This window comes from Burkholderia sp. WTPI3, from assembly GCF_021483755.1.
In the GTDB taxonomy this organism is placed as follows: Bacteria; Pseudomonadota; Gammaproteobacteria; order Burkholderiales; family Burkholderiaceae; genus Burkholderia.
The window spans coordinates 1-24,116 of record NZ_JAGIXF010000036.1 but is presented as its reverse complement, the minus strand read 5'-3'; the positions used below and the strand labels follow the sequence as shown (position 1 = coordinate 24,116).

Genomic DNA, 24,116 nt, shown 5'->3' with positions numbered 1-24,116 from the left:
CTGAGGCTGGATTCACTATCGTGCGTGTATTGTAGCGAGCGCGTTACAATCGGTTGAAACATCGAACGGATTTCCATGACCTTGCCCTCGAAGCTGCTTCTGAAGCGCCCCGCCGCCGAGCGTGGCGCGCGTGCGTTCCCGGTCCGCCGCGCGCTCGGCGCCGCGCTGTTCGCGGCCTGGACCCTCTCCGCCTTCCCGGCTCACGCGCAGGATCCGGCATCGGACGACGCGGATTCGCAGGGCGCGTTCGAGCACGTGATGCCGGACGAGAAGAAGGATCTCCCCGGCGTCCCGCTGACGAGCCAGATCGTCTACCAGGTGCTGGCTGCCGAGGTCGCGCTCCAGCGCAACCAGCCCGCGCCGGCCTACCAGACCTATCTCGCGCTCGCCCGCGACACGCACGATCCGCGCATGGCGCAGCGCGCGACCGAGATCGCGCTCGGCGCGCAGAGCCCGGCCGATGCGCTGTCCGCCGCGTCCCTGTGGCGCCAGTACGCCCCCGATTCGAACCGCGCATCGCAGGTCGACGCCGCGCTGCTCGTGCTCGCCGGCAAGCCGGCCGACGCAGAACCGATGCTCGCACGCGAGCTGGCCCGCGCGACTGGCGAAACGCGCGGCCCCGCAATCCTTGCGCTGCAGGCGCTGCTGGTGCGCGGCGCCGACCGCGTCGGCGGCCTCGCGGTGCTGAAGGACATGCTGAAGAACGACATGAACCGGCCCGAGGCGCAGCTTGCGATCGCACGGCAGCAGCTCGCGGTCGACGACAAGGACGGCGCCGCGCAGTCGCTGAAGCAGGCGCTGCAGATCCGCCCGGACTACCTGCCGGCGGCACTGATGCTGTCGCAGATGGGCCCCGCGGAGCGGGCGGCCGGCATCGCGTCGTTCGAGAAATATGTTCAGCAGAATCCGAAGTCGCGCGACGCGCGGCTCGCGCTGTCGCAGCTCTATCTCGCCGACGATCGCCTGGACGACGCGCAGAAGCAGTTCGAGACGATGCACAAGCTCGACTCGAAGGATCCGACGCCGCTGATGGCGCTCGCGCTGATCAAGATCCAGCAGAAGAAACTCGACGATGCGAGCGTGTACCTGAAACAGTACGTGCAGCTCGGCGACAAGCAGCCGAACCTCGACGTCGGCCAGGGCTACATCTATCTCGCGCAGATCGCGATCGAACAGGGCAACGACGCGCAGGCGTCGCAATGGCTCGACAAGGTCGACCAGACGAGCCAGCACTACCTGCCCGCGCAGATCACGCGCGCGCAGCTGCTGCAGAAACAGGGCAAGACCGACGAAGCGCGCAAGGTGCTCGACGACCTGCCGATCAGCGATCCGCGCGATGCAGCGGTCGTCGCACGCACCGACGCGTCGATCCTCTTCACCGCGAAGCGCTATCCGGAAGCCGAGGCGCGGCTCGCGCAGGCGGTGCAGGACTTCCCGGACGATCCCGACCTGCGCTACGACTACGCGATGGCGGCCGAAAAGACCGGCCACTACACGACGATGGAAAAGCAGTTGCGCGAGCTGATCCGTACGCAGCCCGACAATCCGCAGGCGTACAACGCGCTCGGCTATTCGCTGGCCGATCGCAACCAGCGCCTGCCCGAGGCCAGCAAGCTGATCGACAAGGCAATGTCGCTCGCACCGAACGATGCGTACATCATGGACAGCCTCGGCTGGGTGAAGTACCGGATGGGCGACACGGCCGGCGCGGCGAAGATCCTGCGGCATGCGTACGACCTGCAGCCGAATGCCGAGATCGGCGCGCACCTCGGCGAAGTGCTGTGGAAGAGCGGCGCGCAGGACGACGCGCGCGCCGCGTGGCGTGCCGCGCAGAAGCTCGAGCCCGACAACGACACGCTCGTGCAGACGCTCAAGCGCTTCCAGATCAACAGCCTCTGATGCGGATGTTCCCGATGCTTTCCCCGTCTTCCCGCGCGCTGCGCACGCTGGCCGCGGCCGGCGCGGCGCTCGCGCTTGCCGGCTGCGCGAGCACGCCGCCGTCGGCGAATGCGCCGTCGGGCGCCGTACTGCAGACGGCCGCAACGCATGCGTACCACGGCCGCTTCGCGGTGCAGTACAACGACAGCCTCGGCAGGCCGCAAAACGTGTACGGCAACTTCGACTGGCAGGAGCACGGCGACGACGTATCGCTCGAGTTGCGCAGCCCGCTCGGCCAGACGCTCGCGATCGTGAAATCGACGCCGCAGGCCGCGTCGCTCGAGCTGCCGAATCGCCAGCCGCAATACGCGACGGACGTCGGCGAGCTGATGCAGAACACGCTCGGCTTCTCGCTGCCGCTGGCCGGCCTGCGCTACTGGCTGCTGCCGACGCCCGCGCCCGCGACGCCCGCGCACACGGTGCGCGACCCGGCCGATGCCACGCGCGTCAAACAGATTCGCCAGGACGGCTGGACGATCGACTACCTCGCCTACGCGGACGCACCGGCCACCGGCGTCAAACGCGTCAACCTCGTGCGCGCGACGCCGCCGCTCGACATCAAGCTCGTGCTCGACCAGTAAGCACGCGAACCTAGCCCCGACATACGCATGACCGATTCGACCCGCTCGCTGCGCAATTGCCTCGCGCCCGCGAAACTCAACCTGTTCCTGCACATCACCGGCCGTCGCCCGAACGGTTATCACGATCTGCAGAGCGTGTTCCAGTTGCTGAACTGGGGCGATACGCTGCACTTCACGCTGCGCGACGACGGTCGCGTCGCCCGCGTCACGGACGTGCCGGGCGTTCCCGAGGAAAGCGACCTCGTCGTGCGCGCGGCGAACCTGCTGAAGGCCCACACGGGCGCCGCGGCCGGCGTCGACATCGAAATCGACAAGCGCCTGCCGATGGGTGCAGGCCTCGGCGGCGGCAGCTCCGACGCGGCGACGACGCTGCTCGCGCTGAACCGTCTGTGGCAGCTCGACCTGCCGCGCACGGAACTGCAATCGCTCGCGGTAAAACTCGGCGCAGACGTCCCGTTTTTTGTTTTTGGAAAAAATGCGTTCGCAGAGGGTATCGGGGAAGAATTAGCTGAGGTAGAATTGCCGACTCGCTGGTTCTTGGTTGTGACGCCGCGAGTTCATGTCCCCACCGCTGAAATTTTTTCAGATGAGTTGTTGACAAGAGATACGAAGCCAGTCACAATTGCTGACTTTCTTGCACAGCAAAACAGCGATGCGGGATGGCCAGACAGTTTCGGCCGGAACGATATGCAGCAAGTTGTAGCAAGTAAGTACGCGGAAGTTGCGCAGGTGGTCAAATGGTTGTATAATGTGACCCCCGCGAGGATGACAGGCTCCGGAGCAAGCGTGTTTGCGGCGTTTCGCAGCAAGCATGAGGCAGAAGCGGCGAAAGCCAAGCTGCCCACCGGCTGGAACGGTGCAGTTGCCGAGAGTTTGAACGAGCATCCGCTCTTCGCTTTCGCGTCATGAAGTTTTGCTTTATCGGATGGCCTACAAGTCCGGTAAAGTTATCAGTTAAGTGTAGGGGAGTCGCCAAGTTGGTCAAGGCACCGGATTTTGATTCCGGCATGCGAGGGTTCGAGTCCTTCCTCCCCTGCCAAAAATTTTCCCGCATTTCCCGCCTAAGCCTGAAGCAGGTGCACGATGAGCAGCCACAGCCATGATGGCTTGATGGTCTTTACTGGCAACGCGAATCCCGCGCTCGCCCAGGAAGTCGTCAATATCCTTGGAATCCCCCTCGGCAAAGCAATGGTCAGCCGTTTCTCCGACGGCGAGATCCAGGTCGAGATCCAGGAAAACGTGCGCGGCAAGGACGTTTTTGTCCTGCAATCCACGTGCGCGCCGACGAATGACAACCTGATGGAACTGATGATCATGGTCGATGCGCTCAAGCGCGCATCCGCCGGCCGGATCACTGCTGCCATCCCCTACTTCGGCTATGCCCGCCAGGACCGTCGCCCGCGCTCGGCGCGCGTCGCGATCTCGGCGAAGGTCATCGCGAACATGCTGGAAATCGCCGGCGTCGAGCGGATCATCACGATGGATCTGCACGCCGACCAGATTCAAGGCTTCTTCGACATCCCTGTCGACAACATCTACGCAACGCCGATCCTGCTGGGTGACCTGCGCAAGCAGAACTACTCGGATCTGCTCGTCGTGTCCCCGGACGTCGGCGGCGTGGTGCGTGCCCGTGCACTCGCGAAGCAGCTCAACTGCGACCTCGCGATCATCGACAAGCGACGTCCGAAGGCGAACATCGCCGAAGTGATGAACATCATCGGTGAAGTCGAAGGCCGTACCTGCGTGATCATGGACGACATGGTCGATACGGCAGGCACGCTCTGCAAGGCTGCTCAAGTGCTGAAGGATCGTGGCGCGAAGCAGGTGTTTGCATACGCGACGCACCCGGTGCTGTCGGGTGGCGCCGCTGATCGTATCGCCGCATCGGCACTCGACGAGCTGGTCGTCACCGATACGATCCCGCTGTCGGCCGAATCGCTGGCCTGCTCGAAGATCCGCTCGCTGACGAGCGCAAGCCTGCTGGCCGAAACGTTCTCGCGGATCCGCCGCGGCGATTCGGTGATGTCGCTGTTCGCGGAATCCTGATCGCGTCACGACACGACAAAGTAATGCGCAGAAAGCGAAGCGGCAACGCTTCGCTTTTTGCACAATCGGTCGGGATAGACGAAACCCCGTCCGCTTCATCGGGGGCCGCCGTTTCGCCGGCCCCGTTTTACTGCCTGGTCGCGGGCAGCTATTGGAGAATCACATGAAAGTCGTCGCTTTCGAGCGCCAAGAGCAAGGTACGGGTGCGAGCCGCCGCCTGCGCAACGCTGGTAAGACCACGGGTATCGTCTACGGTGGCGAAGCTGCCCCGCAAAAGATCGAACTCGATCACAACGCGCTGTGGCACGCACTGAAGAAGGAAGCCTTCCACTCGTCGATCCTCGACCTCGAAGTGGCTGGTCAGTCGCAACAGGTTCTGCTGCGCGACGTGCAATACCACCCGTTCAAGCAACTGGTGCTGCACGTTGACTTCCAGCGCGTCGATGCGAAGAAGAAGCTGCACACGAAGGTGCCGCTGCACTTCCTGAACGCTGAAGTCAGCCCGGCGGTGAAGCTGTCGAGCGCAATCGTCTCGCACGTCGCGACGGAAATCGAAGTCGAGTGCCTGCCGACGGCTCTGCCGGAATTCCTCGAAGTCGATCTGTCGAAGATCGAAGCAGGTCAGTCGCTGCACGCGAAGGACATCACGCTGCCGAAGGGCGTCGCGCTGGTCGCGCACGTCGACGCGGAAAACCCGGTTGTCGCATCGGCGACGGTCCCGGCTGGTGCCGTGTCGGACGCAGCAGAAGGCGAAACGCCGGCTGCTTAAGCGGTCGCCTATGCGCCGTTCGATCCGTTTCACGAAACGGTCGACGCAACCCGCCGCGGCTTGCCCGGCGGGTTTTTCTTTTTCTGCGCCCAGGCGGCTCCTGCCGCCCACGAAACGTCATGATCAAACTGATCGTCGGCCTCGGCAATCCCGGGGCGGAATACACCGCGACGCGCCACAACGCCGGCTTCTGGCTGATCGACCAGCTCGCCCGCGAGTCAGGTACGACGCTGCGCGACGAGCGCCGCTTCCACGGCTTCTACGCGAAAGCGCGCCTGCACGGCGAGGAAGTCCACCTGCTCGAGCCGCAAACCTATATGAATCGCTCCGGCCAGTCGGTCGTCGCGCTCGCGAGTTTCTTCAAGATCCTGCCCGATCAGATTCTCGTCGCCCACGACGAGCTCGATCTGCCGCCCGGCACCGTGAAGCTGAAGCTCGGCGGCGGCAGCGGCGGCCACAACGGCCTCAAGGACATTTCCGCGCACCTGTCGTCGCAGCAATACTGGCGACTGCGGATCGGCATCGGCCATCCGCGCGACCTGATTCCGGAAGGCGCGCGCGCCGGCGCGAAGCCCGACGTCGCGAACTTCGTGCTGAAGCCCCCACGCCGCGAGGAACAGGACGTGATCGACGCGTCGATCGAACGCGCGCTCGCCGTAATGCCGATGGTCGTCAAGGGCGAACTCGATCGCGCGACGATGCAGTTGCATCGCAACTGAACGCGCATCGCACCGGCATGGTGCATCGTGCCGTCCGGCTGCGCCGGGCGGCACGCCGCTTCCCGCGCAATTGCGCACCGCAACGCCCACATGCGGTAATCTCGTCGTTTTGCCCGTCAGGAGCCAAGCGGTGAGCCGTTACTGGAGCGACGTGGTTCAGCAACTCGTGCCTTACGTGCCGGGCGAACAGCCCGCGCTCGCGCACCCCGTCAAGCTGAACACCAACGAGAATCCCTATCCGCCTTCACCGCGCGTCGTCGCGGCGATCGCACGCGAACTCGGCGAAACCGGCGACACGCTGCGCCGCTATCCCGATCCGCTCGCGCGCGCGCTGCGCGAGACGGTCGCGGCCCATCACCGCATCAAGCCCGAGCAGATTTTCGTCGGCAACGGCTCCGACGAAGTGCTCGCGCATGCGTTCCAGGCGCTGCTCAAGCACGACCGGCCGCTGCGTTTCCCGGACATCTCCTACAGCTTCTATCCGACCTATGCACGCCTGTACGGCATAGAGACCACCGTCGTGCCGCTCGCGGACGACTTCTCGATCCGGGTCGAAGACTATCTGGACGACGCCGGCGGCGTGCTGTTTCCGAATCCGAATGCGCCGACCGGGCGCGCGTTGCCGCTCGCGGACATCGAACGGATCGCAGCCGCGAACCCGTCGTCGGTCGTGGTGATCGACGAAGCGTACGTCGATTTCGGCGCGCAGTCGGCCATCACGCTGATCGACCGGTATCCGAACCTGCTCGTCGTGCACACGACGTCGAAGGCGCGCTCGCTCGCGGGCATGCGCATCGGTTTCGCGTTCGGCGATGCAGGGTTGATCGACGCGCTGAATCGCGTGAAGGACAGCTTCAACTCGTATCCGCTCGACCGGCTCGCGCAGGTTGCCGCTCAGGCCGCATACGAAGACACCGACTATTTCGGTACGACCTGCCGGCGCGTGACCGACAGCCGTGAGCGGCTCACGCACGCGCTCGAAGGGCTCGGTTTCGACGTCGTCCCGTCGGCGGCGAATTTCGTGTTCGCGCGCCATCCTGCGCACGATGCGGGCGCGATCACGGCAAAGCTGAAGGATCGGGAAATTTTCGTGCGGCACTTCCGCGCGCCGCGAATCGACCAGTATCTGCGCATCACCGTCGGCACCGATGCCGAGTGCGACGCGCTCGTCGCGGCATTGCGCGAGCTGCTGGGCTGAAACGAAACCGGCGCCGAAAGGCGCCGGCCGGAAATCGTGACGCCATGACCGTGACGCGCGCGGCAATGCCGAAGCGCGTCACCGCAGGGTCACTGCGCGTCGTCGCCCTTCGCGGCGATCAACGCGTGGTACTTCTCCATCAATTGCGCGTGCGATTCGTCGTGCTGCGGATCGCGCGGAATGCACTCGACCGGACACACCTGCTGGCACTGCGGTTCGTCGAAATGGCCGACGCACTCGGTGCACTTGTTCGGGTCGATCACGTAGATATCCGGGCCCATCGAAATCGCGCCGTTCGGGCACTCGGGCTCGCACACGTCGCAATTGATGCACTCGTCGGTAATCATCAAAGACATACTGATCTCACTTCTTCAGGCCGGCGGCCGGCTTCGCAACGAAACCGGCCGGCGCCGCGTCACGCGGCCGGGCCTCCCATCGCAGCAACTTTCCCGGTCAGCCACTTCTCGACGGACGGAAACACGAACTTGCTGACATCGCCACCCAACTGTGCGATTTCTCGCACGATCGTCCCCGAGATGAACTGATACTGATCGGACGGCGTCATGAACATCGTCTCGACGTCGGGCAGCAGATAGCGGTTCATCCCTGCCATCTGGAACTCATATTCGAAATCGGACACGGCGCGCAGGCCGCGCACGATCACTCGTGCGTTGTTGACGCGGACGAAGTCCTTCAGGAGACCGGTGAAACTCATCACCTTCACGTTCGGATAATGACCGAGCACCTCGTTTGCAATCGTCAGACGTTCTTCCAGCGAAAAGAACGGCTTCTTCGCGCGGCTGTCCGCAACGCCGACTACCAGCGTATCAAAAATGCTCGACGCACGCCGCACGAGGTCTTCGTGCCCGCGCGTCAGCGGATCGAACGTACCGGGATACACGGCGACTACCATGTCGCTCCTCCTGTCATCACGCAAACGGGTTGGCAGCCGTGCAATCCGCACACCGCTGCCGAGATGGGCATGCGTCGCCTTTGCGGCGCGCCGCCTCGTATGGAACGCGCATTATTCATCATTTTCGCGCCGCAGCAAATGATAGTGAACCGCACCGGCCTTGCCGTGCTTCACCACCTGCCAGCCTGCGAGCGCTTCATGCGCGGCCGTGTCGAGTTCCGCGCCCGTCTCGACGTACAGCGCGCCGCCCGGCGCGACGAGCGACGCCGACAGCGCAATCGCGCGATCGAGCACGGCCTGCTCGCCGAACGGCGGATCGAGGAACACGACATCGAACGCACCCGGCGTCAGCCCGGCCGCGAGCCTCAGCGCATCGGCTTCCGCGACCTCGACCGAGCGTGCGCCGAGCTTGTCCTTGATCGCGCGCAGCTGCTGCGCGGCGCGCGGGTGACGCTCGACCATCACGACGCTCGACGCACCGCGCGACGCGGCTTCGAAGCCGAGCGCACCGGTGCCCGCGAACAGGTCGAGACAGCGCCGGCCTCCGAGATCCTGGCCGAGCCAGTTGAACAGCGTCTCGCGCACGCGATCGGGCGTCGGCCGCAGGCCGTCGAGATCGAGCACGGCGAGCGGCGTGCGCTTCCAGTCACCGCCGATGATGCGGATCGTGTGCGGCTTGCCGCGGCTAGAGGGGGCCGCAGCGCGGCCGGAAGAAGAACGGGACATACGGAATATCGACAACGGAGGGACCGGGTGCGCACGAGGGCGCACCGCCAAACAGGCGCACGTTACCACAGCGGCGGCGCGCACTGACGCGAGCGCCCCGCCGCACTGATAAAATGCACGGTTTCGGCCGCCGTGCGCACGCAGGACGGCCCCTCCGGCGCTCCGCCATGGCGGCGCCCGCCCTCTTCCCGACGCCAGACCATGTTCAGCTTCTTCAAACGATTCAAGAAAACGCAGGAGTCCGACTCCGCGGAATCGCAATCGGCCGACGCGCCGCAACCGGACGAAACGTCCGAAGCGCCTGAAGCGCCCGAGGCCCCGCAAGCCCCCGCGCAGCCAGCCGCGCCGGCCGTCGTGATGACGGTCACGCCGACCAACGACGGTAGCGACGAGGTCGTCGAAACGGTCGAGATCGTGCCGCCGCCCACGCAGGATGCGAGCGCGAAGAAATCGTGGCTCGCCCGCCTGAAAACGGGGCTCGCGAAGACGGGCTCGAGCATTACCGGCGTGTTCATCAACACGAAGATCGACGAGGATCTGTACGAAGAGCTCGAAACCGCGCTGCTGATGTCCGACGCCGGCGTCGACGCGACCGAGTACCTGCTCGGCGCGCTGCGCGAAAAGGTGCGCGTGGGCCGGCTGACCGACCCGCAGCAGGTGAAGGGCGCGCTGCACGACCTGCTCGTCGAGCTGCTGAAGCCGCTCGAGAAATCGCTGATGCTCGGCCGCGCGCAGCCGCTCGTGATGATGATCACCGGCGTGAACGGGGCGGGCAAGACGACCAGCATCGGCAAGCTCGCGAAGCATCTGCAGAGCTTCGATCAGTCGGTGCTGCTGGCCGCGGGCGACACGTTCCGCGCGGCCGCGCGCGAACAGCTGGCGGTCTGGGGCGAACGCAACAACGTGACGGTCGTGCAGCAGGAAAGCGGCGACCCGGCCGCGGTGATCTTCGACGCGGTCAGCGCCGCGCGCGCGCGCAAGATCGACGTGATGATGGCCGACACGGCCGGGCGCCTGCCGACGCAGCTCCACCTGATGGAAGAGCTGAAAAAGGTGAAGCGGGTGATCTCGAAGGCGCACGACGGCGCGCCGCACGAGGTGCTGCTCGTGATCGACGCGAACACGGGCCAGAACGCGCTCACGCAGGTGAAGGCATTCGACGACGCGCTCGGCCTCACCGGCCTGATCGTCACGAAACTGGACGGCACCGCGAAGGGCGGCATTCTCGCCGCGATCGCGCGGCAGCGTCCGGTGCCTGTCTACTTCATCGGCGTCGGCGAGAAGGTGGAAGACCTGCAGCCGTTCAGCGCAGCGGAATTCGCGGATGCGCTGCTCGGCTGAACGCCGCCGGCCCGCACCGCACAGGGCGCCTTCGGGCGCCCTTTTTCATGCGCGGCGGCCCGCCGGCGGCTGCCGCGTCATTCGGCGTCGGGCTGCACGCCAGGCTCGGCGGCCTTGAACGCGTCGAGCGACGATGCGTAGTCGGCGATCCGCTGGATCGTCGGGAAGCGCGTCGTGTCGATCGAGAACCGGTTCGCGTTGAACACTTGCGGCACGATGCAGATATCGGCGAGCGTCGGCGTGTCGCCGAAGCACAGCTTGCCGGTGCGCGGATCGTTCGCGAGGCGCGTCTCGAGCGATGCGAAACCGGCCTCGATCCAGTGCCGGTACCACTCGTTCTTCGCTTCCTCCGGCACCTTCAGCGTGTGCTTCAGGTACTTCAGCACGCGCAGGTTGTTCAGCGGATGGATCTCGCATGCGACCTGCAGCGCAATCGCCCGCACGTACGCGCGATCGAGCGGCTGCGTCGGCAGCAGCGCGGGTTCGGGATGCGTTTCCTCGAGATATTCGATGATCGCGAGCGATTGCTGCAGCGTCGCGTCGCCGTCGACCAGCGACGGCACGACCGCATCCGGATTCACCGCGCGGTATGCGTCCTTCAGTTGCTCGCCGCCGTCGCGCAGCATGTGCACCGGGATGGTTTCGTACGGCAACTGCTTCAGGTTCAGGGCGATCCGCACGCGGTACGACGCGGAACTGCGGAAATAGCTGTAGAGCTTCATGGGGCGTCTCTCTTGGTCGTATTCGGCCCGCACAGGTATGCGCGGCACGCACGCGACACCGCCGGGAACCAGAGTTTAGCGCGCCGGGCCGCATCAGCGCGCGCAGCCGTGCGCTTGGGCGAGCCGCGCGCGTGCGATACTCCGGGCATTCCTTACCGCTCACCGCGCGGCCCGATACCGGCCGCACGCCCCACGCTCCGATGACCGCACCCCAAGACTCCGCAGCCTCGCCGTTCCCTTGCGCCCGCTTCATCAAGGAAATCGGCCGCGGCCCGCACGGCGCGCGCGCGCTGTCCGCCGACGACACGTTCGAGCTCTATCGCGCGATGCTCGATGCGCGCGTGTCGGACGTCGAACTCGGCGCGATCCTGATCGCCTACCGCCTGAAGGGCGAAACCGCCGACGAACTGGCCGCCATGCTCGCGGCCGCACAGGCGTCGTTCGAACCGGTGCGCGTGCAGGATGCGGCGTTCCGCCCGGTGTCGATCCCGAGTTACAACGGCGCGCGCAAGCAGCCGAACCTGGTGCCGCTGCTCGCACTGCTGCTCGCACGCGAAGGCGTGCCGGTGCTCGTGCACGGCGTGGAGCGCGATCCGGGCCGCGTGACGAGCGCGGAAATCTTCTCCGCGCTGTCGATCGCGCCGTCCACGTCGCACGATGCGATCGAGGACACGCTCGCCGAGCGCCGCGTCGCGTTCGCGCCGATCGACGCGCTGGCGCCGCGCCTCGCGCGCCTGCTGGCGCTGCGCGGAATACTCGGCGTGCGCAACTCCACGCATACGCTCGTCAAGATCCTGCAGCCGTTCGCGCCGACGGGCCTGCGGCTCGTCAACTACACGCATCCGCCGTACCGCGACAGCCTCGCGCAACTGTTCCGCGACCATCCCGACGCCGCGCTCGGCGGCGCGCTGCTCGCACGCGGCACCGAAGGCGAGGCAGTCGCCGACACGCGGCGCCAGGTGCAGGTCGACTGGCTGCACGACGGCGTGTGCGACACGCTGATCGAGGCCGAGCGCTCGTCGACCGACGCCGCGCCCGTCGCGCTGCCCGAATCGCGCGACGCGACGACGACGGCCGCATGGACGGATGCCGTGCTGCGCGGCGAAATCCCGGTGCCCGACACGCTCGCGCGGCAGGTCGAAACGATCGCGCGGATCGCCCGGATCGCGCCCTGACCGCCGCGTGCTTCGCGCCGATATTTCCGCCGACCATTTGACACGTGCCCGCATCCTGGCATAGAGTTGCCGACATGCGTTCCTTTCCGAACACCCTCCGAATTACCTCCGGCCGCCTAGCGCGGCCGCTATCGCTACGACTAGCCTAAGGCTGTCGTAGCGCCGTGTGCTGTTCGCACGGTCCCTCCCAGCAGTTCCTCGCAGCACCCTTCTCGCAGTTTTTACAACCCGAAGTCGTCAGCATTCGTCCGTCTATCCGTCGGTCGATTCGCGAAGATCATCCGTATCCGTAGCGCTATCCGGCGCCACGGTGCGAGGCAGCGCCAACCGTCGCCCATGCCGCCCGTCTTCGCTCGCGACTCGAGACCCGAGGTCCAGAAGATGAAGCGCAACCCGCAAGACAAGTACCGCCCATTCGAGCCCGTCCGTATCCATGGCCGCCGCTGGCCGACCCGCACCATCGAGCGTGCGCCGGTCTGGATGAGCACCGACCTGCGCGACGGCAACCAGTCGCTGATCGAGCCGATGAGCATCGAACAGAAGCTGGAATTCTTCGACATGCTGGTCGCGATCGGTTTCAAGGAGATCGAAGTCGGTTTTCCGTCGGCGTCGCAAACCGACTTCGATTTCGTCCGCAAGCTGATCGACGAGAAGCGCATCCCCGACGACGTGACGATCGAAGTACTCGTGCAGTCGCGCGAAGACCTGATCGTCCGTACGTTCGACGCGCTCGAAGGCGTACCGAGTGCGATCGTGCACCTCTACAACGCGGTCTGCCCGTCGTTCCGCCGCATCGTGTTCGGGATGTCGAAGGCCGACGTGAAGGCGCTTGCGGTCGAGGGCACCCGGATCATCAAGGAACAGGCGGCCGCACGTCCGGACACGCACTGGACCTATCAGTACTCGCCGGAAACCTTCAGCATGACCGAGCTGACGTTCGCGCGCGAAGTGTGCGATGCGGTCGCGCAGACGTGGCGCCCGACCCGCGATCACAAGATGATCGTGAACCTGCCCGCGACCGTCGAAGCGGCGAGCCCGAACGTGTTCGCCGACCAGATCGAGTGGATGGACCGCAACCTCGCGTATCGCGACAGCATCGTGCTGTCCGTGCATCCGCACAACGATCGCGGCACCGCGGTCGCGGCCGCCGAACTCGCGCTGCTCGCAGGCGCCGACCGCATCGAAGGCTGCCTGTTCGGCAACGGCGAGCGCACCGGCAACGTGGACCTCGTCACGCTCGCGCTGAACCTCTATACGCAGGGCATCGACCCGGGCCTCGATTTCTCCGACATCGACGCGGTGCGCCGCGTGGTCGAGCGCTGCAACCAGATTCCCGTGCATCCGCGCCATCCGTATGCGGGCGACCTCGTGTTCACCGCGTTCTCGGGCTCGCATCAGGACGCGATCCGCAAGGGCTTCGCGCAGCAGCGCCCCGACGCGGTGTGGGAAGTCCCGTATCTGCCGATCGACCCGGCCGACCTTGGTCGCAGCTACGACGCGGTGATTCGCGTCAACAGCCAGTCCGGCAAGGGCGGCGCGACGTTCCTGCTCGAACGCGGGATGGGCTTCACGCCAACGCGCCGCGTGCAGATCGAGTTCAGCGCCGCGGTGCAGACGCTCGCCGACGCATCCGGCGAGGAAGTGACGGGCGATGCGATCTGCGCGCTGTTCGCACGAGAATTCTTCGAAACGGATGGCCCGGCCGCGCGCCACGGCAACGGCGCACGCTGGCAGCACCGCGAGATCGCGGTCGCACCGCCGGCCGACGCGACGGCCGAGGACGCCGTGCAGCGCGCGGCCGCGGCATTCGCGGCGGCGGCCGGCGTGACGATCGACGTCGCGTCGTGCGAACACGTACGCACGACGGACGGCCGGATCGCAGTATCGGTCGGCTGCCGGGTCGGCGATGCGCCGCTGCGGCATGGCGTCGGGCTGCACGCCGATGCGGCGAGCGCGGCGCTCGACGCGGTCGCGAGCGCGATCAACCGCTCGGCGTGGCATTGCACCGACCGCCGCGCGGCAGCCTGACTGCCGGGTTTCGATTCAAGGTTTGAAGGTCAGCGAGCGGTGTGTGACCGCCCGTGCGCCGCGCGATCCGCGTCGCATGGGCCAGCAAAAAGCGGCCCGGAAGGCCGCTTCGGTCGGGACATGAAAACGGGCGCTACCTGCGCTCACGTCTCGGTCGCACATCGCGTCGCCTGCCACGCCAGCAGGCGCCAGTGGCCCTGCTCGTGGGTGTGGACGGCAGTATAGGCAATCGGGAAGACGAGCCCGCCGTTGTTCGTTTCCATCTCGATCAGCGCGCGCCCCGTAACGATGCAGGTTGCGTCGCCGACCGGCAGCAGATCCTGCGACTGGATTTCGATCTGGCGATAGCGGCGGCGGCCGGCGACGATGGCGTCGATGAACTGCTGCTTGGTTTCGCGTTTGCCGTTGGTGTGCACGAAGAACACCTTGTCCGACAATTGCGCATCGAGCGCTTCGCCGTCCCCGTCCACCATCGCCCGGAACCGATCGCGCTCGAGCGCGCGGATCGCATCGACCACCTTCGCCATCGCCTGACTCCTCGGCAACGCGCCCGCCGTGCGGGCGTAGTACGGATCAGAAGTTGTACTGCACGTAGAACTGGTGGAAATTTATACCAGGATTCGGCTCTTTGATACCCGCGTTAGACACATGTTCGAAACGGTAGCCAACCTGATACTGTTGCCGTTGGCCGAACTGCACGCCCACCCCCGCGGTCGGCGCGAACTGGAACGCGGTCGACACCGAGAAATTGTTCGAGATCGTCGGATGCGTCAGCAGCCGGAGGCCGCCGCCGGCCTCGATGTACGGCCGTATCTCCCCCGCGCTCTTGATGAAACGGAACATCGGCGTCACGCCGAATTCCCCGATGCTGCTGTGGACGTTGCCGCCCGTGTGCCAGTAGCCCGCATGTCCTTCGACCACGAACGCGAAGTGCCAGCCGCCGATTTCCCACCAGTTCCAGCCCGGATCCCAGACCACGCCGAGATCGCCCTTGTCGATCCCGTGACGATCGGAAAACCCGCCGCCCGCCTGGATCCCCCACCGATCCGCGAATGCTGCCGTCGATCCGCCAAGCAATGACGCGGCGAGCATCGCATGCAGCGCAAACCGGCTGCGAGGCCGGCGATTCTTTTTATTGTTCATCTGACACTCCAACTTTTTGGGTTGAATGGAGCCTGCCGCAGCGGCCGGGCCCGAGCGAACTGAATGGTATGGTAAAGGACTTTCCGGATCGGCATCACGAAGCGAAATGGTTTGCTTCTAAAACTACAAAAATCGAAACCGTCTGCTGATTCCCCTCAGAAACAACGGCTTACGGAACTTCTCCGCATCTCCCCGGTCGCACTCTAGACTATCGACTCGACTACTTCGATAGAAAACTGGGAACTCCGATGCCCACGTGCGCTCTAAGGAATTAGCACTCGGATTGCGGGAGTGCTAAGATTGCCCTCGGAGTCTCATCCGAGACCAGGGGTTTGTCCCTGATTCCAAAGGAGTTTTTTAGTGAGCCACGCTTTGACCCTTCCGAATACCCTGAGCCCGACGCCGGCCAAGGCCGAATCGGCAGGCTCGCTGGCGCTCGCAACTCAATCGATGTTGCCGGGCCAGCTTGGCAACATCGACGCGTATATCCAGGCCGTCAACCGCATCCCGCTGCTGACCGCTGAAGAAGAACGCCAGTACGCAACCGAATTCCGCGACAACAACAATCTCGACTCGGCACGCCGCCTGGTGCTGTCGCACCTCCGGCTCGTCGTGTCGATCGCCCGTAACTATCTCGGCTACGGGCTGCCGCATGGCGACCTGATCCAGGAAGGGAACATCGGCCTGATGAAGGCCGTGAAGCGTTTCGACCCGGCGCAAAACGTGCGCCTGGTGTCGTACGCGATCCACTGGATCAAGGCCGAGATCCACGAGTACATCCTGCGCAACTGGCGTACGGTAAAGGTCGCGACGACGAAGGCGCAGCGCAAGCTGTTCTTCAACCTGCGCAGCCACAAGAAGGGCCTGCAGGCGATGACGCCCGAGGAAATCGACGGCCTCGCGCAGGAACTCAACGTCAAGCGTGAGGACGTGACCGAGATGGAAACACGCCTGTCGGGCGGCGACATCGCGCTCGAAGGGCAAGTCGAGGACGGCGAGGAGTCGTACGCGCCGATCGCCTATCTGGCCGATTCGCACAACGAGCCGACCGCCGTGCTGGCGGCGCGTCAGCGCGACATGCTGCAGACTGACGGCATCTCGCAGGCGCTCGACGCGCTCGACGCGCGCAGTCGCCGGATCATCGAGGCGCGCTGGCTGAATGTCGACGACGATGGCTCAGGCGGCTCGACGCTGCACGATCTCGCCGCCGAATTCGGTGTGTCCGCAGAACGCATCCGCCAGATCGAAGCGAGCGCGATGAAAAAGATGCGCACCGCACTCGCCGAATACGCGTAAAGCCCGGCGATTCAGAGCGCTTCCCCCCCAAACCGCTGCCCCTCCGGCAGCGGTTTTTTTTCGCCTGTTTGCCCGCCAGTCGCGTCACCTATTAATCGACCTTATTGATCGGGTATTGGGCGGCTTGCGCCCCCTTCCGCATAACCTTGATCTAACTCAAGTTTTTACCCTCAATTCGCGACGGTCTGCCGCAGCGCAGCACTCGGCATCGGAAAGCCGGCATTTTAAAATTGGCATGTCGGCATAAAAGGATTAATAACAGAGCTTCACTGCCGTCATAAATCCGACGTAAAGTCGCCCCAAAACCGACGTAAATCGATTCAGGATTATCGCCTTGATCTCGATCAATAAAGAGCCTGCGCCGCCTCCCCCGCCGGCCGCCGGTGCGATCGGCTGGCGCGCCCGCATCGCCGCGTGGGCCCGCGGACCCACGCTCGTGCGCGACATCACGCTGGTGCTGATCGTCAAGCTGATCCTCCTGATGTCGCTCAAATACGCATTCTTCAATCATCCGCAGGCCGAGCACATGTCGCTGCCGCCTGCTGTCGTCGCCGAAAGACTGCTTTCGGTGCCGGCGCCCGCCTCTACCGAGGGAGACCACCATGATAAGTAGCGAAGTCGTCGATCTGTCGCGTCTGCAGTTCGGCATCACGGCGCTCTACCACTTCCTGTTCGTGCCGCTGACGCTCGGCCTGTCCTGGCTGCTCGTCATCATGGAAGCCGTCTACGTGATGACCGGCAAGCAGGTCTACAAGGACATGACCCAGTTCTGGGGCAAGCTGTTCGGAATCAACTTCGCGATGGGCGTGACGACCGGCATCACGCTCGAATTCCAGTTCGGCACGAACTGGTCGTACTACTCGCACTACGTCGGCGACATCTTCGGCGTGCCGCTCGCGGTCGAAGGCCTGATGGCGTTCTTCCTCGAATCGACGTTCGTCGGCCTGTTCTTCTTCGGCTGGAACCGCCTGTCGAAGGTCAAGCACCTGATCGTCACGTTCCTCGTCGCGCTGGGCTCGAACCTGTCCGCGCTGTGGATCCTCGTCGCGAACGGCTGGATGAACAATCCGGTCGGCGCCGAGTTCAACTATCAGACGATGCGCATGGAGCTGACGAACCTGTTCGACGTGCTGTTCAACCCGGTCGCACAGGTGAAATTCGTGCACACGGTGTCGGCCGGCTACGTGACGGCCGCGATGTTCGTGCTCGGCATCTCGTCGTGGTACCTGCTGAAAAAGCGCGACACCGATTTCGCGCTGCGCTCGTTCGCGGTCGCGGCCGGCTTCGGCCTCGCGTCGACGCTCTGCGTGATCGTGCTCGGCGACGAGTCGGGCTACACGACCGGCGAAGTGCAGAAGATGAAGCTCGCCGCGATCGAGTCCGAATGGGAAACGCAGCCGGCACCCGCCTCGTTCACACTGATCGGCCTTCCGAACCAGGAAGAACAGCGTACCGACTACGCGATCAAGATTCCGTACGCGCTCGGCCTGATCGCGACGCGCTCGATCGACGAACCCGTGGTCGGCCTGCGCGAACTCGCGAAGCACAGCGAGGAGCACATCCAGAGCGGGATGGTCGCGTACGGCGCGCTGCAGAAGATGAAGGAAGGCGACACGAGCGCTGTCACGCGCGAACTGTTCGATCAGCACAAGCAGTATCTCGGCTACGGGCTGATGCTCAAGCAGTTCACGCCGAACGTGGTCGATGCGACGCCCGAGCAGATCAAGGCCGCCGCGAGGAAGACGATCCCGCCGGTCGCGCCCGTATTCTTCTCGTTCCGGATCATGGTGTTCCTCGGTTTCCTGTTCCTCGCGACCTTCGTCGCCGCGTTCTGGTTCTGCGCGCGCCGCCAACTGCTGCAGGACAACCGCCGCTGGTTCCTGCGCTATGCGGTGTGGGCGATTCCGCTGCCGTGGCTCGCTGCGGAATTCGGCTGGGTCGTCGCCGAGCTCGGCCGCCAGCCCTGGACGATCGCGGGCATCCTGCCGACGCATCTGTCCGCGTCGAGCCTGACGCCCACGGACCTGTACCTGAGCCTCGCCGGTTTCATCGCGTTCTACACGGTGCTGTTCGTCATCGAAATCAAGCTGATGTTCAAGTACGCACGCCTCGGCCCTTCGTCGCTGCACACCGGCCGCTATCACCACGAACTCGCCGCTGCCGGCGAGCGCGCCGCGGTTTGAGCACGCCCCTGCAACGGAACAAGGAATCGCTATGGACTATGCAACTCTCAAGCTGATCTGGTGGCTGCTCGTCGGCGTGCTGCTGATCGGCTTCGCCGTCACCGACGGCTTCGACATGGGCGCGACCGCGCTGCTGCCGTTCCTCGGCAAGACCGACGACGAGCGCCGCATCATCGTCAACACCGTCGGCGCGACGTGGGAAGGCAACCAGGTGTGGCTGATCACGGCCGGCGGCGCGATGTTCGCCGCGTGGCCGCTCGTCTACGCCGCGTCGTTCTCCGGCTTCTACTTCGCGATGCTGCTCGTGCTGTTCGCGCTGTTCTTCCGGCCGGTCGGCTTCGACTATCGCAGCAAGCGCCCTGATCCGCGCTGGCGCGCCGGCTGGGACTGGGGCCTGTTCGTCGGCGGCTTCGTGCCGGCGCTGGTGTTCGGCGTCGCGTTCGGCAACCTGCTGCAGGGCGTGCCGTTCCAGTTCGACAGCGACCTGCGCGTGACCTATTACGGCAGCTTCTGGGCGCTGCTGAATCCGTTCGCGCTGCTCTGCGGGCTCGTCAGCCTCACGATGCTCGTCGCGCACGGCGCCGCGTTCATCAAGATGAAGACCGACGGCGTGATCGCCCGCCGCGCGTCGATCGCGCTGCGCGTGTTCTCGCTCCTCGCGGTCGTGCTGTTCGTGCTGGCCGGCGTGCTGGTCGCATCGACGATCGGCGGCTTCCACATCACGCACGCGGCGCCGAACGATACGGTCGCGAACCCGCTGCTGAAGGACGTCGCCGCCGGCGCGGGGCTGTGGCTCGCGAACTACGGCGAATATCCGTGGATGATCGCGGCGCCGGTGGTCGGCATCGCCGGCGGCCTGCTCGCGCTGCTGCTTGCCGGCTCGAAGCAGGAAAAGACGGCGTTCTTCTGCACCGGCCTGATGATCGCCGGCGTGATCCTGACCGCGGGCTTCTCGATGTTCCCGTTCATCATGCCGTCGTCGCTCGATCCGCGCAGCAGCCTGACCGTGTGGGATTCGACGTCGAGTCAGAAGACGCTGCAGGTGATGCTGTTCGCGGTGATCGTGTTCCTGCCGATCATCCTGATCTACACGAGCTGGGTCTACCGCGTGATGCGCGGCAAGGTCACGCGCCAGACGCTCGAAGAGAACACGCACTCGATGTATTGAACCCGGCCGGGGCGCGCAAGCGCCCCGCCGTCCCGTTTCGCAAGGAGTCGGATCATGTGGTATTTCAGCTGGATTCTCGGTATCGGCGTCGCGCTGTCGTTCGGCATCGTCAACGCGATGTGGCTCGAAGCGCGGCAGAAGTCGCCGGAAGCGCCGGTGCGCGCCCGGCGCGACTGATCGATGTGCGGGGCGGCTCGCTCCGCTCCGCTGCCGCCCGCCGGAACGAACCTCCTTCGCGCGAGTTTTTTCGTCCGGGCACCGCACCAAAGAAAAACGGCTTGCGATGCGATTCGCAAGCCGTTTCGTTTTGTCGACCAGCCCGATTCCGCAGCGCGGGTCAGGCCGGCGTCATCGTCGTGGTTCGCATCAGGCCGGTTGCGCGACCGCGCCGCCGCCCGTCGACGGCAGACGCGCGCCGAGCTGTTCGGCATAGCGCGCGGCCGCGTTGCCGCACACGATGTGGAACGTATCCGTCGACACCCATGCGACGTCGAGCTCGCCGAGGCGATCCCGATCGACCGCCGACGCATCGCGCACGACGACACGCAGGCGCGTGGTCGCGATCGCGTCGAGCGATGCGACGTTGGTCGCTCCGCCGAACACGGCGAGCCAGCGCACCGGATCGGGATCGAGCGGACCGGCCGCCGCGCCCGTGACCGGCTGCGCGGCGGCGGCCGTGGCGGTCGCCGCTGCGCCGGTCGCGCCGCTGCCGATGGCCGAGCGCATTTCGTCGGCAATGATGTCGGCTTCGGGCCCGATGATCACCTGCACGCTGTTGCCGCCGCGCTTGAGCACGCCGCGCGCGCCGATCGACTTCAGTTGCGGCTCCGACACCTTCTCAGGATCGACGACGGTCAACCGCAGACGCGTCGTGCATGCGTCGACGACCGTCAGGTTGCCCGCCCCGCCGAGCGCGGCGATGTAGCGCTGCGCGCGCGGCGCTGCCGCGGCAGCACCGGCCGCCGGTGCGACGACACCACCCGTCGCATACGACTCGGTCGCCGCATCGGCCGACGCCGGCTCGCGGCCCGGCGTCGCCATGTTGAACTTGCGGATGAAGAAGCGGAACAGCCCGTAGTACGCGACGCCATACGCGATGCCGAGCGGAATCGCGATCCAGCCCTTCGTCGACAGCCCGTAGTTCAGCACGTAGTCGATCGCGCCGGCCGAGAACGTGAAGCCGAGCTTCACGTCGAGGATCTGGCAGATCGCGAGCGACAGCCCCGTGAGCACCGCGTGGATCACGTACAGCACCGGCGCGAGGAACATGAAGCTGAATTCGATCGGCTCGGTCACGCCGGTCAGGAACGACGTGAGCGCCATCGAGAACAGCAGGCCGCCGACCATCGCGCGGCGCTCCTTCGGCGCTTCGTGCAGCATCGCGAGACACGCGGCCGGCAGGCCGAACATCATGATCGGGAAGAAGCCCGCCATGAAGGTGCCCGCGGTCGGATCGCCCGCGAAGAAGCGGTGCAGGTCGCCGTGCACGATCTCGCCGCCGCCGGGCGGCGTGAAGTTGCCGAACACGAACCAGGCGAGCGAGTTGATGATGTGGTGCAGGCCCGTGACGAGCAGCAGGCGGTTCAGGAAGCCGAACACGAACGCACCGATCGCGCCCGCCGTCGTCAGCCACTGACCGGCCGCGTCGATCGCATGCTGGATCGGTTGCCACACGTATCCGAACACGATGCCCAGTATCACGCACACCAGGCCCGTGATGATCGGCACGAACCGCTTGCCGCCGAAGAACGCGAGGTAGTCGGGCAGCTTGATGTCCTTGTAGCGGTTGTACAGCAAGCCCGCGACCACGCCCGCGATGATCCCGGACAACACGCCCATGTTCAGCTTGGGATCGATATCCTTCATGATCGCGGTTTCGATCAGGTAGCCGATCGCGCCCGCGAGTGCCGCCACGCCGTTATTGTCCTTCGCGAAACCGACCGCCACGCCGATCGCGAACAGGAGCGGCAGGTTGTCGAAGATCGCGCCGCCGGCGTCGGCGATCATCTTGATGTTGAACACATCCGGCTGCCCGAGTCGCAGCAGGATGCCGGCGACCGGCAACACCGCGATCGGTAGCATCAGGGCCCGGCCCAGGCCCTGTATTTTCAGAAACGGATTCCCGTCCATTCAGTCCTCCAATCCATGTCTCGTCATTAATCGTCGTTGACCTAATTGCTTTCGTAGTGAAACGGGTCGCGCGCCCGCCGTCGACGTTCAGTCGAGCGGCCAGACTTCGCGGCTTGCTGCCCTTACCGCCTGTGCCGAGTCGAGTGCGAGCAGATCCTGCGCACGCTGGCGACACAGCTGGTAATCGAGACGGCGCACGCGCGCCTTGATGCCCGGCACCGATACCGGGTCGACCGACAGTTCGGTCACGCCGAGCCCGATGAGGATCGGCACCGCGAGCGGATCGCCGCCCAGCGCGCCGCACACGCCGACCCACTTGCCGTGCTTTTCCGCGCCGCGCACCGCGATGTCGATCAGGCGCAGCACGGCCGGATGCAGACCGTCGGACTGCGCGGCGAGATCGGCCTGGCAGCGGTCCATCGCGAGCGTGTACTGCGTGAGGTCGTTGGTGCCGATCGACAGGAAATCCGCGTGCTGCGCGAGCTGGTCGGCCAGCAGCGCAGCCGACGGCACCTCGATCATCACGCCGACCTCGATCCGCTCGGTGCGGCCCTGCGCCTGCGCGAATTCGTCGATGCGCTTCCTGAGCCGCACGAGCTCGCCCGCGTCCGTCACCATCGGCAGCAGGATGCGCACCGCGCCGAACGGCTTCACCGCGAGCAGGCCCTGCAGCTGATCGTCGAGCAGGTCCGGGCGCACCTGCGCGAGGCGGATGCCGCGCAGGCCGAGCGCCGGGTTCGGTTCGGGCGGCAGCGTCAGGTAATCGACCTCCTTGTCGGCGCCGACGTCGAGCGTGCGGATGATCGCGGTGCGGCCCTGCAGCGCGTCGACGATCGACTGGTAGCTCTGCTGGTGTTCGACGACGGTGGGCGCCGCCTGGCGATGGATGAACATCAGCTCGGTGCGCAGCAGGCCGACCGCGTCCGCGCCGTTGTCGACCGCGGTGTTCGCGTCGTCGAGCGTCGCGATGTTCGCGGCGATCTCGATCGCGCGGCCGTCGGTGGTCGCCGCGGCCGCGCCGGCCATCCGCCGGTTCGCTTCGCGCACGCCGTCCAGACGCTGGCGTTCGTGCCGGGCGCGCTCGACGTCGAGCGCGGTCGGCGCGTGTTCGAGACGGCCCGCGCTCGCATCGACGACGACCTGCGTGCCGTCCGGAATCGCGTACAACGCATCGCCGACCGCGACGAGCGCGGGGATGCCGAGCTGACGCGCGATGATCGCCGCATGCGAGGTCGCACCGCCGCGCGCCATCACGAGCGCGGTCACGCGCTGGCGATCGAGCGACGACAGGTCGGACGGCGTGAATTCCTCGGCGGCGAGCACGGCTTCGTCGGGCAGCGTGCGCGTCGCACCGCTCGTATGGCCGAGTGCGCGCAGCACGCGCTTTTCGATGTCGCGCAGGTCGGCCGCGCGCTCGGCGAGCAGCGTGTCGTCGAGCTTCGACAGCGTGTCGATCTGCGCGCGGATGGTCGCGCGCCATGCGAAGCCCGCGCTCTTACCGAGGCTGATCTGGTCGCGCGCCGCGTCGACGAGCGTCGGGTCTTCGAGCAATACGCGATGCACCGCGAAGATCCCCGCCTCGCCGACCGCGCCGCGCGCGGACGCGTTGCGCACCGTTTCGTCGAGCTCGGCGTCGACCGCCTTCAGCGCCTGGTCGAGGTGGCGGCTTTCAGCAGCAGGCGTGCCGGCCGCCTGTTCGGGCGGCACGATGTCGGCATCGTCGAGACGCACCAGCGTGCCGACCGCTATGCCGGGCGCCGCGCATACGCCCGCGAGCGTGTTCGGGTCGAGGGGCGCGCCGGTGTTGCGCACGATAGCCTGCGGCGCGGGCGAGCGCAGCCGGGCCGGCTTCTCCTCGGCCTCGCCGTGCGCTTCGCGCAGCAGTTCGTTCGCGATCGCATCGACCGCCTGTTGCGCGTGCGCACCGCGACCGACGAGCTCGACGGTCGCACGTTCGCCGGCGCCGAGACCGAGCAGGCCGACCACGCTTTCGATCGACGCCTTGCGACCGTCGAAATGCACTTCGACGTGCGCGTCGAG

General features: G+C 65.8%; 23 protein-coding genes and 1 tRNA gene. 16 read left to right on the top strand and 8 right to left on the bottom strand.

Going from position 1 to position 24,116, the window contains the following annotated elements:
* Window positions 1-75: 75 nt before the first annotated feature.
* The 8 genes from J7024_RS20075 (at window position 76) to hisC (ending at window position 7,251) form a co-directional block, all read left to right on the top strand.
* Window positions 76-1,899, top strand: a complete 1,824-nt coding sequence (locus J7024_RS20075) for a tetratricopeptide repeat protein (protein ID WP_124827892.1) — start codon at window positions 76-78, stop codon at window positions 1,897-1,899.
* Window positions 1,899-2,519, top strand: a complete 621-nt coding sequence (gene lolB, locus J7024_RS20070; RefSeq protein ID WP_124827891.1) for a lipoprotein insertase outer membrane protein LolB — start codon at window positions 1,899-1,901, stop codon at window positions 2,517-2,519. Before J7024_RS20075 ends, lolB begins: the two co-directional genes overlap by 1 nt.
* Before the next feature lie 27 nt (window positions 2,520-2,546).
* Window positions 2,547-3,428: a 4-(cytidine 5'-diphospho)-2-C-methyl-D-erythritol kinase gene (ispE, locus tag J7024_RS20065; RefSeq protein WP_124827890.1), complete on the top strand. Its 882-nt coding sequence runs from the start codon at window positions 2,547-2,549 to the stop codon at window positions 3,426-3,428.
* Window positions 3,429-3,481: 53 nt separating this feature from the next.
* Window positions 3,482-3,558, top strand: a tRNA-Gln gene (locus J7024_RS20060).
* Window positions 3,559-3,602: 44 nt separating this feature from the next.
* Window positions 3,603-4,565, top strand: a complete 963-nt coding sequence (locus tag J7024_RS20055; protein WP_059233164.1) for a ribose-phosphate pyrophosphokinase — start codon at window positions 3,603-3,605, stop codon at window positions 4,563-4,565.
* A 163-nt stretch (window positions 4,566-4,728) separates the two neighbouring features.
* Window positions 4,729-5,334, top strand: a complete 606-nt coding sequence (locus J7024_RS20050) for a 50S ribosomal protein L25/general stress protein Ctc (protein ID WP_124827889.1) — start codon at window positions 4,729-4,731, stop codon at window positions 5,332-5,334.
* Between the two features lie 119 nt (window positions 5,335-5,453).
* Window positions 5,454-6,053 carry an aminoacyl-tRNA hydrolase gene (pth, locus tag J7024_RS20045; RefSeq protein WP_124827888.1) on the top strand — a complete coding sequence of 200 codons (600 nt, stop codon included), beginning with the start codon at window positions 5,454-5,456 and terminating at the stop codon, window positions 6,051-6,053.
* A gap of 130 nt (window positions 6,054-6,183) precedes the next feature.
* Window positions 6,184-7,251, top strand: coding sequence for a histidinol-phosphate transaminase (gene hisC, locus J7024_RS20040; RefSeq protein ID WP_124827887.1), 1,068 nt, complete (start codon window positions 6,184-6,186; stop codon window positions 7,249-7,251).
* 89 nt (window positions 7,252-7,340) lie between these two features.
* On the opposite strand, the gene J7024_RS20035 is transcribed toward hisC, so the two are convergent.
* The 3 genes from J7024_RS20035 to rsmD all read right to left on the bottom strand — a co-directional run bounded on the left by J7024_RS20035 (window position 7,341) and on the right by rsmD (window position 8,890).
* The gene (locus J7024_RS20035; protein ID WP_039321670.1) at window positions 7,341-7,607 is read right to left on the bottom strand and encodes a YfhL family 4Fe-4S dicluster ferredoxin; all 267 of its coding nucleotides are present in this window, start codon (window positions 7,605-7,607) and stop codon (window positions 7,341-7,343) included.
* Window positions 7,608-7,666: 59 nt separating this feature from the next.
* Window positions 7,667-8,164: a pantetheine-phosphate adenylyltransferase gene (gene coaD, locus J7024_RS20030; RefSeq protein ID WP_124827886.1), complete on the bottom strand. Its 498-nt coding sequence runs from the start codon at window positions 8,162-8,164 to the stop codon at window positions 7,667-7,669.
* A gap of 111 nt (window positions 8,165-8,275) precedes the next feature.
* A complete protein-coding gene (gene rsmD / locus J7024_RS20025; protein WP_124827885.1) occupies window positions 8,276-8,890 on the bottom strand; it encodes a 16S rRNA (guanine(966)-N(2))-methyltransferase RsmD in 615 nt (204 codons plus the stop codon).
* A 201-nt stretch (window positions 8,891-9,091) separates the two neighbouring features.
* Between rsmD and ftsY the strand changes: the two genes are divergently transcribed.
* Window positions 9,092-10,231, top strand: coding sequence for a signal recognition particle-docking protein FtsY (ftsY, locus tag J7024_RS20020; RefSeq protein WP_234745394.1), 1,140 nt, complete (start codon window positions 9,092-9,094; stop codon window positions 10,229-10,231).
* Between the two features lie 77 nt (window positions 10,232-10,308).
* Here the strand turns inward: ftsY and maiA are convergent, their stop codons facing one another.
* Window positions 10,309-10,953 (bottom strand): maleylacetoacetate isomerase, encoded by a 645-nt coding sequence (maiA, locus tag J7024_RS20015; protein ID WP_124827883.1) that lies wholly within the window; start codon window positions 10,951-10,953, stop codon window positions 10,309-10,311.
* 200 nt (window positions 10,954-11,153) lie between these two features.
* Here maiA and ybiB point away from each other — a divergent pair, with 200 nt between their 5' ends.
* Together ybiB and leuA are read left to right on the top strand one after the other, a co-directional pair.
* Window positions 11,154-12,128: a DNA-binding protein YbiB gene (ybiB, locus tag J7024_RS20010; RefSeq protein ID WP_124827882.1), complete on the top strand. Its 975-nt coding sequence runs from the start codon at window positions 11,154-11,156 to the stop codon at window positions 12,126-12,128.
* Between the two features lie 381 nt (window positions 12,129-12,509).
* Window positions 12,510-14,156 carry a 2-isopropylmalate synthase gene (gene leuA, locus J7024_RS20005; RefSeq protein ID WP_175750991.1) on the top strand — a complete coding sequence of 549 codons (1,647 nt, stop codon included), beginning with the start codon at window positions 12,510-12,512 and terminating at the stop codon, window positions 14,154-14,156.
* Between the two features lie 143 nt (window positions 14,157-14,299).
* Here the strand turns inward: leuA and J7024_RS20000 are convergent, their stop codons facing one another.
* Together J7024_RS20000 and J7024_RS19995 are read right to left on the bottom strand one after the other, a co-directional pair.
* Window positions 14,300-14,683, bottom strand: a complete 384-nt coding sequence (locus tag J7024_RS20000) for a nuclear transport factor 2 family protein (RefSeq protein ID WP_124827880.1) — start codon at window positions 14,681-14,683, stop codon at window positions 14,300-14,302.
* 46 nt (window positions 14,684-14,729) lie between these two features.
* Window positions 14,730-15,299 carry an acyloxyacyl hydrolase gene (locus J7024_RS19995; RefSeq protein WP_124827879.1) on the bottom strand — a complete coding sequence of 190 codons (570 nt, stop codon included), beginning with the start codon at window positions 15,297-15,299 and terminating at the stop codon, window positions 14,730-14,732.
* A gap of 360 nt (window positions 15,300-15,659) precedes the next feature.
* On the opposite strand from J7024_RS19995, the gene rpoH reads away from it, so the two are divergent.
* The 5 genes from rpoH to cydX all read left to right on the top strand — a co-directional run bounded on the left by rpoH (window position 15,660) and on the right by cydX (window position 20,123).
* Complete coding sequence (rpoH, locus tag J7024_RS19990) at window positions 15,660-16,595, top strand: RNA polymerase sigma factor RpoH (protein ID WP_124827877.1); 936 nt, start codon at window positions 15,660-15,662, stop codon at window positions 16,593-16,595.
* A 334-nt stretch (window positions 16,596-16,929) separates the two neighbouring features.
* A complete protein-coding gene (cydP, locus tag J7024_RS19985; RefSeq protein ID WP_098550538.1) occupies window positions 16,930-17,208 on the top strand; it encodes a cytochrome oxidase putative small subunit CydP in 279 nt (92 codons plus the stop codon).
* Entirely contained in the window at window positions 17,198-18,778 is a 1,581-nt protein-coding gene (locus J7024_RS19980; RefSeq protein ID WP_124827876.1) for a cytochrome ubiquinol oxidase subunit I, read from the top strand. Before cydP ends, J7024_RS19980 begins: the two co-directional genes overlap by 11 nt.
* A 31-nt stretch (window positions 18,779-18,809) precedes the next feature.
* Window positions 18,810-19,946, top strand: coding sequence for a cytochrome d ubiquinol oxidase subunit II (gene cydB, locus J7024_RS19975; RefSeq protein ID WP_124827875.1), 1,137 nt, complete (start codon window positions 18,810-18,812; stop codon window positions 19,944-19,946).
* Window positions 19,947-20,000: 54 nt separating this feature from the next.
* Complete coding sequence (gene cydX, locus J7024_RS19970; RefSeq protein WP_014895987.1) at window positions 20,001-20,123, top strand: cytochrome bd-I oxidase subunit CydX; 123 nt, start codon at window positions 20,001-20,003, stop codon at window positions 20,121-20,123.
* A gap of 189 nt (window positions 20,124-20,312) precedes the next feature.
* On the opposite strand, the gene nagE is transcribed toward cydX, so the two are convergent.
* Window positions 20,313-22,076 (bottom strand): N-acetylglucosamine-specific PTS transporter subunit IIBC, encoded by a 1,764-nt coding sequence (gene nagE, locus J7024_RS19965; RefSeq protein ID WP_124827874.1) that lies wholly within the window; start codon window positions 22,074-22,076, stop codon window positions 20,313-20,315.
* Between the two features lie 87 nt (window positions 22,077-22,163).
* Window positions 22,164-24,116 (bottom strand): phosphoenolpyruvate--protein phosphotransferase (ptsP, locus tag J7024_RS19960; RefSeq protein ID WP_234745391.1); only part of this gene is annotated, 1,953 nt, incomplete at its 5' end.

Coding starts and splice junctions, on each gene's coding strand:
- J7024_RS20075 (WP_124827892.1), top strand. CDS start 76: ATGACCTTGCCCTCGAAGCTGCTTCTGAAGCGCCCCGCCGCCGAGCGT.
- lolB (WP_124827891.1), top strand. CDS start 1,899: ATGCGGATGTTCCCGATGCTTTCCCCGTCTTCCCGCGCGCTGCGCACG.
- ispE (WP_124827890.1), top strand. CDS start 2,547: ATGACCGATTCGACCCGCTCGCTGCGCAATTGCCTCGCGCCCGCGAAA.
- J7024_RS20055 (WP_059233164.1), top strand. CDS start 3,603: ATGAGCAGCCACAGCCATGATGGCTTGATGGTCTTTACTGGCAACGCG.
- J7024_RS20050 (WP_124827889.1), top strand. CDS start 4,729: ATGAAAGTCGTCGCTTTCGAGCGCCAAGAGCAAGGTACGGGTGCGAGC.
- pth (WP_124827888.1), top strand. CDS start 5,454: ATGATCAAACTGATCGTCGGCCTCGGCAATCCCGGGGCGGAATACACC.
- J7024_RS20035 (WP_039321670.1), bottom strand. CDS start 7,607: ATGTCTTTGATGATTACCGACGAGTGCATCAATTGCGACGTGTGCGAG.
- coaD (WP_124827886.1), bottom strand. CDS start 8,164: ATGGTAGTCGCCGTGTATCCCGGTACGTTCGATCCGCTGACGCGCGGG.
- rsmD (WP_124827885.1), bottom strand. CDS start 8,890: ATGTCCCGTTCTTCTTCCGGCCGCGCTGCGGCCCCCTCTAGCCGCGGC.
- ftsY (WP_234745394.1), top strand. CDS start 9,092: ATGTTCAGCTTCTTCAAACGATTCAAGAAAACGCAGGAGTCCGACTCC.
- maiA (WP_124827883.1), bottom strand. CDS start 10,953: ATGAAGCTCTACAGCTATTTCCGCAGTTCCGCGTCGTACCGCGTGCGG.
- ybiB (WP_124827882.1), top strand. CDS start 11,154: ATGACCGCACCCCAAGACTCCGCAGCCTCGCCGTTCCCTTGCGCCCGC.
- leuA (WP_175750991.1), top strand. CDS start 12,510: ATGAAGCGCAACCCGCAAGACAAGTACCGCCCATTCGAGCCCGTCCGT.
- J7024_RS20000 (WP_124827880.1), bottom strand. CDS start 14,683: ATGGCGAAGGTGGTCGATGCGATCCGCGCGCTCGAGCGCGATCGGTTC.
- J7024_RS19995 (WP_124827879.1), bottom strand. CDS start 15,299: ATGAACAATAAAAAGAATCGCCGGCCTCGCAGCCGGTTTGCGCTGCAT.
- J7024_RS19980 (WP_124827876.1), top strand. CDS start 17,198: ATGATAAGTAGCGAAGTCGTCGATCTGTCGCGTCTGCAGTTCGGCATC.
- cydB (WP_124827875.1), top strand. CDS start 18,810: ATGGACTATGCAACTCTCAAGCTGATCTGGTGGCTGCTCGTCGGCGTG.
- cydX (WP_014895987.1), top strand. CDS start 20,001: ATGTGGTATTTCAGCTGGATTCTCGGTATCGGCGTCGCGCTGTCGTTC.
- nagE (WP_124827874.1), bottom strand. CDS start 22,076: ATGGACGGGAATCCGTTTCTGAAAATACAGGGCCTGGGCCGGGCCCTG.